12 protein-coding genes are annotated in these 11460 nt (G+C 64.7%); 5 read left to right on the top strand and 7 right to left on the bottom strand.

The window, feature by feature from the left end:
• The first annotated feature begins 65 nt into the window (after positions 1 to 65).
• Positions 66 to 785, top strand: coding sequence for a DDE-type integrase/transposase/recombinase (locus BJQ95_RS19275; protein WP_130178884.1), 720 nt, complete (start codon positions 66 to 68; stop codon positions 783 to 785).
• Positions 786 to 806: 21 nt separating this feature from the next.
• On the opposite strand, the gene BJQ95_RS19270 is transcribed toward BJQ95_RS19275, so the two are convergent.
• The 3 genes from BJQ95_RS19270 to BJQ95_RS19260 are packed head-to-tail and all read right to left on the bottom strand — an operon-like array spanning position 807 to position 4028.
• The gene (locus BJQ95_RS19270; RefSeq protein WP_130177780.1) at positions 807 to 1826 is read right to left on the bottom strand and encodes a tyrosine-type recombinase/integrase; all 1020 of its coding nucleotides are present in this window, start codon (positions 1824 to 1826) and stop codon (positions 807 to 809) included.
• Positions 1813 to 2787, bottom strand: coding sequence for a tyrosine-type recombinase/integrase (locus tag BJQ95_RS19265; RefSeq protein WP_130177781.1), 975 nt, complete (start codon positions 2785 to 2787; stop codon positions 1813 to 1815). Before BJQ95_RS19265 ends, BJQ95_RS19270 begins: the two co-directional genes overlap by 14 nt.
• Entirely contained in the window at positions 2787 to 4028 is a 1242-nt protein-coding gene (locus tag BJQ95_RS19260) for a tyrosine-type recombinase/integrase (RefSeq protein ID WP_256041343.1), read from the bottom strand. Before BJQ95_RS19260 ends, BJQ95_RS19265 begins: the two co-directional genes overlap by 1 nt.
• A gap of 202 nt (positions 4029 to 4230) precedes the next feature.
• Between BJQ95_RS19260 and BJQ95_RS19255 the strand changes: the two genes are divergently transcribed.
• Together BJQ95_RS19255 and BJQ95_RS19250 are read left to right on the top strand one after the other, a co-directional pair.
• Entirely contained in the window at positions 4231 to 5046 is an 816-nt protein-coding gene (locus BJQ95_RS19255) for a hypothetical protein (protein WP_130178885.1), read from the top strand.
• Positions 5046 to 5813 carry an ATP-binding protein gene (locus BJQ95_RS19250; protein WP_130178886.1) on the top strand — a complete coding sequence of 256 codons (768 nt, stop codon included), beginning with the start codon at positions 5046 to 5048 and terminating at the stop codon, positions 5811 to 5813. Before BJQ95_RS19255 ends, BJQ95_RS19250 begins: the two co-directional genes overlap by 1 nt.
• Positions 5814 to 6001: 188 nt before the next feature.
• Here the strand turns inward: BJQ95_RS19250 and BJQ95_RS19245 are convergent, their stop codons facing one another.
• A complete protein-coding gene (locus tag BJQ95_RS19245; protein WP_240694581.1) occupies positions 6002 to 7489 on the bottom strand; it encodes an integrase core domain-containing protein in 1488 nt (495 codons plus the stop codon).
• 37 nt (positions 7490 to 7526) lie between these two features.
• On the opposite strand from BJQ95_RS19245, the gene BJQ95_RS19240 reads away from it, so the two are divergent.
• Together BJQ95_RS19240 and BJQ95_RS19235 are read left to right on the top strand one after the other, a co-directional pair.
• On the top strand, positions 7527 to 7910 hold the full coding sequence (locus BJQ95_RS19240) for a hypothetical protein (RefSeq protein WP_256041469.1): 384 nt from the start codon (positions 7527 to 7529) through the stop codon (positions 7908 to 7910).
• Positions 7907 to 8185, top strand: coding sequence for a hypothetical protein (locus BJQ95_RS19235; protein ID WP_130178137.1), 279 nt, complete (start codon positions 7907 to 7909; stop codon positions 8183 to 8185). Before BJQ95_RS19240 ends, BJQ95_RS19235 begins: the two co-directional genes overlap by 4 nt.
• A 115-nt stretch (positions 8186 to 8300) precedes the next feature.
• Here BJQ95_RS19235 and BJQ95_RS19230 read toward each other — a convergent pair whose 3' ends face one another.
• The 3 genes from BJQ95_RS19230 to BJQ95_RS19220 all read right to left on the bottom strand — a co-directional run bounded on the left by BJQ95_RS19230 (position 8301) and on the right by BJQ95_RS19220 (position 11147).
• Entirely contained in the window at positions 8301 to 9113 is an 813-nt protein-coding gene (locus tag BJQ95_RS19230) for an ExeA family protein (protein WP_130176659.1), read from the bottom strand.
• The gene (locus BJQ95_RS19225) at positions 9110 to 10522 is read right to left on the bottom strand and encodes a DDE-type integrase/transposase/recombinase (protein ID WP_165384866.1); all 1413 of its coding nucleotides are present in this window, start codon (positions 10520 to 10522) and stop codon (positions 9110 to 9112) included. The genes BJQ95_RS19230 and BJQ95_RS19225 overlap by 4 nt, the downstream gene beginning before the upstream one ends.
• A gap of 148 nt (positions 10523 to 10670) precedes the next feature.
• Positions 10671 to 11147 (bottom strand): hypothetical protein, encoded by a 477-nt coding sequence (locus tag BJQ95_RS19220; RefSeq protein WP_205750046.1) that lies wholly within the window; start codon positions 11145 to 11147, stop codon positions 10671 to 10673.
• Positions 11148 to 11460 lie beyond the last annotated feature (313 nt).

Genomic DNA, 11460 nt, shown 5'->3' with positions numbered 1-11460 from the left:
AGTCGCGCGGTCGGGCGCCGCTGGCCCCCGACCGCGCGACTGCGTGGCTCCCGAAGGCAATACCGGTGGCCCCCGAAGGCAATATTCACTGGCCCCCAAGCCTGCAAATACTCACGATGGTCGCGATCACCGACGCGGACCTGGCGAAGTGGTTCCCAGACGGGCGTCGGAAGGTTTCGGAGGAGTACGTCCAGCCCGATCTGGCCCGGGTGGTGGCGGCGATGAAGCAGAACCGGCACTTCACGTTGCTGTTGGCCTGGCGCCGATACGTCGATGCCAAGGACGCGGGAAAGAAGTATGGGTATTCGCAGTTCTGCGCCCTGTTCACCGATTACCTCCGCAGCCATGATCTGGTGGCGGTGCTCCGTCACGAACCTGGGCGGGCAATGCTGGTCGACTGGGCCGGAGACACGATGGACGTCGTGGACACGATCACCGGCGAGGTGATCCGGGCGGTGCTGTTCGTTGCGGTGTTGCCGTTTTCGGGGATGATGTTTTGCCGCGCTTATGCGGATATGAAGTCCCCGGCCTGGCTCGACGCTCACGTTCAAGCGTTTGCGTTTTATGGCGGTGTTCCGCAGATCGTCGTTCCGGACAACCCGACGACCTCGACCCATCAAACCCACAAGGGCGACGCAGAGCGGGTCGTGAACGCGAGGTATCAGCAGCTCGCCGATCATTATCAGTGCGCGATCGTCCCGGCTCGAGTGAAGCGCCCGCGCGACTATCCCGAGGATTCTGTTATCCCGAGTATCGGCCGCGATGCCTGTGCGGTGGCGGCCTGAGGGCTGATTTCCTCGGGATAATCACTTCAGCCCGGCGAGCTGCAGAATGAGGTCGTCGCCTCCGTTCCAGAGCGGTGCGAGGTCGGGTGTGGAGCTGCCTGCTTTCTGGATCGCCTCACGGACCATCTGGTTGTCGGCCGACGCATAAATGCTCGTGGTCGAGATGTTCGCGTGGCCGAGGAATTCCTTGATGTGGGGAAGGGGAACCCCGACGCGCAGCATCTGCATCGCGCGGGCGTGCCGAAGCTGGTGGGCATGGACCTTCTCCGGGACCTCCGAACAGTGTTGCCGTGCCGCGGTCGCGTGTTTGTTGAGCAGGTAGGAGATGTTGTCCTGGCTCATCGGGTGCCGGCGACCCGCCCGGACAGTGAAGAACAACAAGGCAGCCGAATTCGCCGCGCCGGGATGCAGCTCGGCCAGATACTGGTCGAGGTGGCGGGCGGTCTTGTCCATCAGCGGGACGGTCCTGCTCTTGCGGCCTTTGCCGGTGAGCGTCACCCGCGCGGCACCGATCGTGGTGTCGATATCCGCTGGGGTCAGGTCCAAAATCTCCTGGATTCGCGCGGCGGCGTCGAAGGTGAGCAGGATGAGGGTGGTGTCCCGGCGCCCGCGGCCGGTGTGCTGTCCGGGGGCGCGGATCAGCGCGTCGACGGCGGGCATGCTCAACCCGTCCGGGGCTCGCGTCGGCGTCCGGGCGGGTCTGACCTGGGTGACCTCCAGCCAGATCGACACCAGTGCCGGATCCTCGCCGGCGCAATACGACAGGAACGACTTGACCGCGGCCAGGCGCTGGTTCGCGGAGGAAGCTGCGAGATGCCGGGTCTCCAACAGCCAGGTGAGGAAGGCAGTGATGGTGGAGCGGTCGATGACCTCGAAGGAGACCTCGGCCAGGGCGAGGTGCTGCGACTCGCGCAGGAAGTCGAGCAGGGCGTTCAGCGCGGTTCTGTAGGAGCGGATGGTGTGCGGACTGAGCCGCCGCGACCGGGGCAGGTGGACCGTCAGCCAGGATCGGACCAGTCGGAAGAAGTCATCGGAGGCCATCGGGGGCCTCCAGGAGTGCGGATTCGATTCCGGTGTTGGCGATCCGGCGCAGGTCGACGTGGAAGTCCGCGGCAAGGTGGAAGTAGTACCAGGTGTCCTCCGTGTTGGCGTGTCCGAGATGCAGGCTCAAATAGGCCACCAACGCTTCCGGGTCCTTCCCGGCGAGGACCCACCGGTTGATGTTCTCGACCACATGGGCATGGCGGAGGTCGTAGACGCGCGGCGGCGAACCCGGGCTGGACACGACGGGCGGGTCGGCGGCGGCCAGCAGCTGCTGGAACCAGTAGTCGATCGTGCAGTCGCTATAGAAACCTCCGTAGCGATTCGGGAAGAACGGGACCCGGTCCGGATGGTGGACGCTGATCGTCGCGTCATAGTTGCGGCAGTATTCGTGCAGGTCTGGTGAGAGGAAGACGATGCGGTCCTTGTGCCCTTTGGACTGCCGGATGCTCACCGTGCCGCGGGCCAGGTCGACGTCGTTGCGGTGCAGCGTGCGGGCTTCGCTCGGCCGCAGCCCCAGGCAGTAGATCATCCGGAAGATCACCGGGATGATCACCTCCCGTCTGCCGCCATAGCCGGTGGCCTTGATGTCGTCGGCGGCGTCGAAGAGGGACCGTAGCTGCGCGTGGGAGTAGATGTGCGGGCGGTAACGAATTTGTTTGCCGGGGATGCCCGGCGGGATGACGAAGGCGCTCAGGCCGAGGGCGCCCATATGTTTGGCCAGTTGCCGGATCGGGGTGATCCGCCGCATCTGCCCGTTGACGTGCTCATCCGGGCGGGCGACGGCCCAGGACATGGCCATCTCCTTCGTCAGCGTCACCTCGCCCGGGTAAGTCTCAGCACACATCCTGTCGAAGCGGCGCAGATGCGACTCGGAGTTCACGTAGGGCAACCCGATCGCGTGCTTGAGCTCCAGCAGGGACTGCAGCGGAGCGGCCAGGCCGCTGACGAAGCCGCTCATCAGAGTGCTCCTCTCGGCTCGATACCGGCGAAGTCGAGGCAGCACTCCCGCATGCGCTCGTCGTCGGCCGAGAGGTAGTGTTTCGCCGAGGTGATCCCCCGGTGCCCGAGGGCGCCGGAGATCACCGGCAGCGGTGTGCCGTCCGCCAGCAGCCGGGTGGCGAACGAGGCCCGCAACACCCGGAAGCCGCGGCCGGTGCCGTTCTGGGTGACAGTGCCGGAGCGGGCGAAGGCCCGCGCGGCCACCCAATACAAACTGTGGGATAGGGTCAGGCCCACGTAGGGGGCATGGGAGCGCAGGAAAACATGGTCGTCGTCCCCGTCGACGGGTCTGCCATGCAACAGATACTCCGCAATCGCCTCACCGACCTCGGCCAGCAGCGGCAACGTCACCGACGCCCCCGTCTTGTGCTGGGTGAGAGTGATTCGTGCGTGCGGCCAGTCGATATCGCGCAACCGCAACCCTGCGATGTCCACCGGCCGCAGCCCCGTCCGGGCGCCAACCAGCAGCATTGCTCTGTCCCGTAAGCCCATCGGTGTGGACACCGCCGCGGAGTTCACCAGCGCGTCGACTCCGTCGGCCGAGATGACTCCCACCGAGCGGACACGCCGCACCCTCTGAGCCGGGACCGCCTGCGAGAGTCCGACGCCGTAGCCGGATTCCTCCCAGAAGCGACACAGCACGCGCAGCGCCGACAGCACTGTCCTCATGCTCCCCGGCTGGTACCGGCTGCCGAGAAACACCACCATTGCCGACACGTCCATTCTGGACAGCGCCCGAGCATCGGCCACGCCGCGGTCGGGCAGCCACGCCAACGCGGCGCGCGACACCGTCGCATACAGATTCTGGGTGCTGACGGCCAACGACCGGCCCTGCAGCCAGCGCTCGAACTGCTCCTGGACCGGGCGGAAGACCACGTCCAGCGCATCATTCGGATGCGCCGGGCGAGCCAGACACCACTCATAGGACCCGGTCCGTGCCACCTCCGACAGCACCAGAGCGGCCTTGCGCAGCAGCTTGCTTTTCCACCCTTTGAACCGGCCGTCCCGATACTCCGCGGCGACGAATTCAATAAACGCGGCGACGGCCTCCTCTCTGAACTCATCGATACCGTCGCGGGAACAGAACCTCGCGAACTGGGACCACGCCCACCGGTACTGCATCGTCGTCGATGGCGCATGCTGCAGTCCACTCATGGCAGCATCCGCCTGCACGATCAGCTCGCCAATAGAAACATTCATCTCGAAGCTCACCTCCAGTGAAATCGAAAGAGATGAGCCAGCGTAGGCGGGCCGCGATTATCCCGAGGAAATCAGCCCTCAGGCCGCCACCGCACAGGCATCGCGGCCGATACTCGGGATAACAGAATCCTCGGGATAGTCTTTGTTATCCCGAATTCGGGATAAGCGCGATAAGGCGGCGGCCGAGAACGCGGTGAACGTCGTGAACAAACGCGTCATCGGTTACCTCGACGACGATGTCTTCACGACCCTCAGCGAGCTCAACGACGCGATCAACGAGCGGGTGCGAGAGATCAACCACGACATTCGCCGCGCGGACGATACGACCCGGTGGGAGAGGTTCGACACCGAGGAACGAGACTTCCTTGAGCCGTTGCCGGACGCTGCTTTCGAGGACGTCTCCTGGAAGGAGCTCAAGGCCGGCCGGAACTACCACGTCACCGCCGACACGCAACGGTATTCGGTGCCGTTCGGCCTGGCGGGCAAGCTGCTGCGGGTGAGGCTGACCTCGTCACGGGTGACGGTCTTCGACGGGCACGAGATGCTCTGCGAACACCCACGGTTGACCGGCCGGAAGGGCCAGTACTCGACCCTGCCCGAGCACATTCCACCGCAGCACCGCAACATCGACGGGCTCTGGTCCCGACAGTGGTTCACCGACCGGGCCCGCAGCGTTGGACCGGCGACTGTGACCGTGATCGAGCAGATCCTCGACGGCCAGGCGATCGAGGCGCAGGGGTATCTGGCCTGCCAAAACATCCTGGACGGGCTCGGGAAGAACAATCGCGAGCGGCTGGACGCGGCCTGCCAAGAGCTGCTCAACCGTCGAGCCCATCCCACCTATACGACGCTGAAACACAGCATGGCCACGATCGACAGCGATGCGAAGAAGCCTCGCCCGGTGGTCCCGGCGGCCTCGACACGCAAACGCGTCAGCACCGTCGTTTTCCGCGACTCCATGCCAGACGTTTACGTTCGCGACGCCTCCCACTACGCACGCGACGAGGAGGGCAAGTGATGTTCACCAGCGTCGATTACGACAAGTTCCGGGCCCTGCGGGTGACGCACGTTGCGACCCGGCTGGAGGAACTCATCCAGGACGAAGATAACGACACGCTCACCCCCGAGCAGCTGTTCCTCACCGCCGTCGATGACGCCCTCGAGTCCAGGCGCATCAACAAGGTCGACAAACTCATCCGCCAAGCCGCGTTCCCTATCCCCGGCGCGACCGTCGCCGAGGTCGACTACCGCGAGGGGCGCGGCATCACCCCGGTCAGAATGCGCCGTTATGCGGACCATGCCTGGAGGGCAGACCCGACGAACCTGCTGATCATCTCGCCCACCGGCGGCGGCAAAACCTACCTCGCTTGCGCGCTGGCTATCGGCGCCTGCCAAAGCGAACACTCGGTCCTCTACTTCCGGATGGACGACCTCGCCCGACGGCTCATCATTGCCCGCGGCAACGGCATCGCTCACCAGAAACTGTTGAACGAGCTCTCCGACATCGACCTGCTCATCATCGATGACTTCCTCACCGTCGGCATCGACAGCGACGCCGCCAGCGATCTGTTCGCCATCCTCGCCAACCGAGAACACCGGCTGCCGACGATGATCGCCTCACAAACTGGGCCAACCCACTGGGTTGCCGAGTTGCCCGACCGGGTTGCGGCGGACTCGATCGTGAACCGCCTCGCCAACAACGCCCGAATCATCAACCTGGGCCAGATCGACATGCGCCGGCACCGCAACGATCAAGCGCGAGCCCAGGACGGCTACTGGGAGTGATACCCAAGCGGCCCGGGCACCCAACCCGGGCCGCTACCACCACCTCGGAATCCTGCTACCAAGTCGACAGATGTGTAATCGCATCACGTTGTTTACACACGTTCTCACCTCCTTGTTTACAACCGCTCTCATGACGTTGTTTACAACCTGTGTCGCCACGTTATGTACAACCAATCGCACGACGTTGATTACAGCCGGCGCAACTGCCCGGCCGACGAAGTCGGCAAGGACGTGTAGTCACGATCCGCCGGAAAATGCTCCTTCTCGTAGGTCTGATGTTTGTGGAGCCAGGCTGGTTTCGGGTCGCGGATTTTCGCTCCCTCGATTTGCCAGAGCGGGAAGGGTTCTTGGGCGGCGTCGGTGCGCATGGGCAGTGGGAAGTAGATGCTCTCGACTCCACTGAACGCGTCGAACATAGCGAATTCGGTCTCGGTGGTCACGACTTGGTAGGTCCCGACCAACGTCGTCGGGACCTTGATTCGGAGGCCGTGGAAGTAGAACTGCGGGTTGGCTCGCGTGATGACGACGTGGTCCGAGGAATCGCGCAACCGGCCACCATGCGGCACCTGCTGCGCGCCAGGCTCGGCGGGAATCGTTGTCTCCCTCAGATCGACACCTCCAAAGACAGCTACGCCCGACTGATCGGCGAGGGATTTGTCCCGGTACGAATCCGCTCGCGCCTGAAGCACGTCGTGGCTAATCGGGGTGCCATCGGCGGGGCGGTGTTCCGCGGCGTCCCAGGCCTGCCCGGGTGTCATCGATCCGGGCAGCGCCTGGTGCCGTCGGCGGTAGTTGTAATAGGCGCGGTAAGCAATGATCAGGGCGGTGAGCTGCTCCAGGGTATCGGGGGCGTTGGCATCGAGGAACCGCAAGATCGTTTGGTGGCTGCGTTCGTTCTTCCCCTGGGTCTGGGGGTGGCTTCCGCGCCCGGTGATGCCCAGACAGCCCCGGTCGGCGAGGAACCGTTCGGTGGCGGAGATGTTGCCGCGTCGGGCCTGGTTGAACGCAGTCCCGTTGTCGCTGAGTAGTTCTTTCGGAACCCCGTGGTCGGTGATGGCGGAACGAAGCGTGATGATGGCGTCGGTGCTGTTCTCCGGAGTGGCGAAGCACATCGTGCCGACGTCGAAGCGGGTGGAGTCGTCCAGCAGCTGGTAGACGGTGACCTTGGTGCCCAGCGCATTCGGGCCCTGCGCGTCGGCGAGACGGTACTCGAACGCGTCCAGCTGCCACATCTCCATCGCCGCGGCACGGGAGAACCGAAGCCAGGCCGTCCGTGGCCGTTTCCGCGGGTTCGCGTTCGTGACGCCGGATGAAGCGAGGATGCGGGCGATCGTCGCCACCGACGGGATGGGAGAAGCGAATTCGCCGGTGTCGATCCCGGTGAACCAGATTGATTTGGGCCCGTTGTCCCATCCTTCCTTCTTCAGTCGGGCGCGGATCCTCAGAACGATCTCGGTGGTCTTCTGGTCAAAGGTCCGCACCGGGTTCAGCGGCGCTGACGAGCGCGGATTCAGCGCCGTATTGCCCTCACGGAGGAATCGTCGCCGGATGTTGTAAAACGACGGACGGCTGATGTTCAGTCTTTGGCAGAACTCGGTAACGCTGGGCCCGTCGGCGGCAAGCGGGTCGTATTCAATGATCTGGCGGCGGACGGCGGGAGAAAGGGATCTAGGCACTCCCAATTATCAAAAACCACGTTCAGGGCGTGCTTCCTTGACCGCCGAACCTGTAATCAGGGTCGTGAGACATCCCGTAAAGAAGGTCCTGACACATGGTGACAACAACGTCGTGAGACAGGTTGTAAACACAGAGCTGAGACATCACATACCAAGTCGACAGAACACCGCTACCACCAAGCGCTACTCGCCACCAGATGGCATCCGCTGGCTCCGGCGTTACCTCCGTGACTTCGCGGAGAGCGGAGGAACAGTCCTGATCTCTAGCCACCAACTTGCGGAACTCGAACAGGTCGTCGACGAAGTCGTCGTCATCAAACGCCGAGCTCTTTTCGCGGGAAAGCTGGGGGACCTCGTGTCCCGCGAAGGCGACTCGCTCGAGAACAAGTATTTTGACCTCGTGGAAGAAGGTGTCGCGTGATCTCGGCAATCCGAAGCGAATCGCTGCGCTCTGTCAGTGGGCTCTCCCTCTCAGCGGTGTATCTCCTCGCGATCATTGTCCCCGTCGTAGTGCTCACCTCCGACCACTCCCTCACCGACCTGGACGGGTTGAGCGCCGGGGCCGCGACAGCCCAACTACTCCAGCCACTGGCATGGTCCTTCATCACCGCCTCGTTCGTGGGGGCGTATACGGTCACCCGCGAGTACTACTACGAGTCGATGGACCGCACCCTTGTCGCCCGTCGCGTTATTTGACGATGTCGGCGTCATCTCTGGTGACGATGCCGGGTCATGAAAAAGCCCCGCCGGAGGATTCCGGCAGGGCTTTCGTCAGGATGGTGACGTGGTGGTCGTCAGCCGTGACGCGGGCTCACTCGCTGTTCTCGGTGATCGCCGATTGCGCGGCGGCCAGGTCGACGATCGCTTTATCGGCGGCGTAGGTCGCGATCAAAGCGGCAACGGCGAGGTTGTTCACCGCCCGCGGATAACCGCGCGATGCGAGGTGGATGGCATGGATCGCGTCGTCGGAGAAGAGCGGGTCGGACCGGCCCGCGAACTTCAAGTGCTGACGGACGTAATCCGTGGTGTCGCCTGCGTTCATCCCGGTGATTGTGTAGCGCGTGGAGATGCGTTGATCCAGCGCCGAGAGCACCGCGAGCTTGAGCCTGCGCCGCAGCGTCGGCTGGCCGATGAGCAGCATCGCGAAGTGCGAGCCCGTGTCCATATCGCTGTTGGTGAGCATGCGAAGGGCTTCCAAATCGGTGTTGGTGAGCAGGTGTGCTTCATCGATCACGACCACGGGCAGGCGGGCGCGTTCGTCGAGCTCCCCGGCGAGCAGCGCCGCAGTTTGCGAGGCGAGCACTCCGGAGAAGAACGCGGGGGTGCCGCCGAGCGCGGTGACGATGCGAGTATGAATGCCGCGCATCGTGATCGTCGGATCGGGAATGTAGATCACCTGGTGCCGGGAGGGCTCCAGTTGAGCGAGGGCAGCGCGAACGGCGATGGTTTTCCCGGCGCCGACTTCACCGCTGATCACGCCGAGTTGGCGTTGACTGACGCACCAATCGATGCGGGCAATCGCTTCCCGGTGCGAAGGGTGCGGGTGCAAGGCTTGCGGCGGAATGTCCCGGGCGAAGGGCATGCGGGTGAAACCGTAGTGCGATTGCAGGGTGTCAATACTCATCGGACGGCCTCCTGGACGCTCGGCACGAAGACGACCGCGGCCCGTTTCGAGGTGGACGCTTTGACGAAACTGATCGGCTCGCCCGCCATGGTGCCCTTGTGACGGGTCTCGACCAGGCGGAGGTAGTCAATGCCGGAGACGGCGTTCTTCGCACCGGTCTCGATGCTGTCGGCAGCGGCCGTGGCGGCCTTTTTATGCACGTGCCGCCGGATCTCGCTCAAGACGGCGATGCCGGCCGGGACGCCGTTGCCGGCGGAGACGGTGATCAGCCCGGCGAGGTCGAAGGGGTCATAGACCAGCTCCACCCGTTTGCCGACGAGGAGCTGATCAACCTGGTAAGTGTTGGATTGCAACGACACCGTCGCGGACTTCGTCACGGTGCGGATCGTCGACCACCGGAACGCTTCCGCGATCTCGTCCCGCGATTTCCGCACCGGTTTGCGGCCGGCCCAGCTGGCGTCCCAGCGTTGCAAAGGTGTTTGCCCCGTCGTGGAGTGTGTGGCCTGGTGGTAAACCATCTCCACCCACGAGCTGAACAACGCATTCAACTCATCCAATGACGTCACCATGCTGCCCACCCCGGCATCGACGACGCCGGTCGCGGTGTCGACGACGGTGATCTCGGTGAGGAACTGCGAGTTGACGGTGTTGAAGAACCGCTCGATCTTCCCGCGGCCCTGCGGACGATACGGCTTCGAATGCGTCAACCGTATTCCCAGGCGTGCGCAGGTCCGAGAGAGGGACTCATCAACAAAAGCGCTCCCGTTGTCGACATAGATCGTGCCCGGAATACCGCGGGATTCCAACGCCGGGCGGAGGGCCGCCGTGAGGCGGACGGAGTCTTCGGCGTAGGCCCACCGGGCCGCGGTGACGAGGCGGGTGTGGTCATCGAGGAACGCGAACAGATACGTTTTCCGCCCGTTGATCCGGGGGCCGTGGAGGCCGTCACCGACCCACATTTCGTTGGGGTAGTCCGCTTCGAACCGGCCGAAGACCTCGCGGACTCCGGTCGGGAGTTCCAGCGTGCGGAAGTGCCGCAGCAACGTCGACTCGGAAGGTGCGTCGCCGAGGGTATCGATCATGATGCGGCGCACCTGCGCTGAGGTGCGGGCGGGCCGCTCGCGTTTCAGGGTCGCGGCCAAGGACAGGATCTGCGCCGGCGTCACGGCGCCCTGGGCGCGGCCGCGGGGTTTCAACGCGTCGAACCCGCCGGCCCGCCAGGCCCGAATCCACCGGTCGATGGTGTCTTTAGAAACCGTCACCGTGCCGCCAAACGGCCCCGGATGCACCATCGCCGCGAGGTCCCGCACCATCGGACCGCGCTGCCGCGTCGTGACGCTGGCATCGGCGGCAGCGCGGATGAGCTGATACCGGAACAGGGCGATCTTCTCCGTCCGGTCGCGGCGCACTGCCGTTTCCGACGGTGACCCGGCCGGCACGAGCAAAGACACGGCAGGGCGTGCCGGGGAAACCCGCGGCACTGCCGGTGGCAGCGTCGGAGGGAGGGTCGGCGGTGTTGCGGGCATGAAAGGTCCTCTCAAACAGTGAAGACGCCCATCACAGGGATATGGCAGGCGCTCCTGCCACCCTTCCCGCCGCCCCGGTCTGGCATAAGGGCCTGTTGGTGTTGGGAGCGCCAGCCCACCAGCTCGAGCAAAACAGCCGCCCGTTCGTCGTAGCGATACCCGCCTGGATCCACGTCACCGTGACGGTCGCGGCAAACCGACGCCCCAGTCCCTCCGCATACGCCATCAACACCGACAACGCCTCACCCCGAGCGGTGCCGGCCGGTTTGGGCCACAGCACCACCGAATCGGGAGCGTCCCGCACCAACAACCCCGTGAACCGCTCGCCGATCGCACCGGCCGAGGCGGCGAAAGCGCGCAACCAACCACGGACCGTCGAGACCGGCCTGCCGCAGCCCGCGGCAATCTTCCGGTGGCCCCAACCCAGCACTGTCCTCGCCTCGACCGCCGCCGCGATCACCTCGGCCGCATCGGCCCGCCGCACGGCCAACCGCACCTCGAGCAGCACATGCGTGCCGCCGCAGACCGCGCACCTCGACCTGCGCGGGCGAAGGCGACGACAAGCCCAATCCGTGACGAGGCCATCGCGGATCACACGCGCCCGGGCCCACCCCCACGGACGTAATCGGCCACCACAATCCGGGCAGACCACGCGCCCGACCCGCAGGTCCAACTCGACAACAACAGAATCATGACTTACCGTGAGCATCAGCGCGCCTTTACGCGTCAGAATGGCCCGGCGTGATCCGCAAAGATCGCACGCCGGGCCCTTCGTCTATCCGGACATCGTCAGCCTGACGCCGCCGACGAGCAGACACCAA

Source organism: Cryobacterium sp. SO1 (assembly GCF_004210215.2).
GTDB lineage: Bacteria > Actinomycetota > Actinomycetes > Actinomycetales > Microbacteriaceae > Cryobacterium.
Note: the sequence above shows the minus strand (reverse complement) of the source record. Positions and strands in the feature narration are given on the sequence as shown.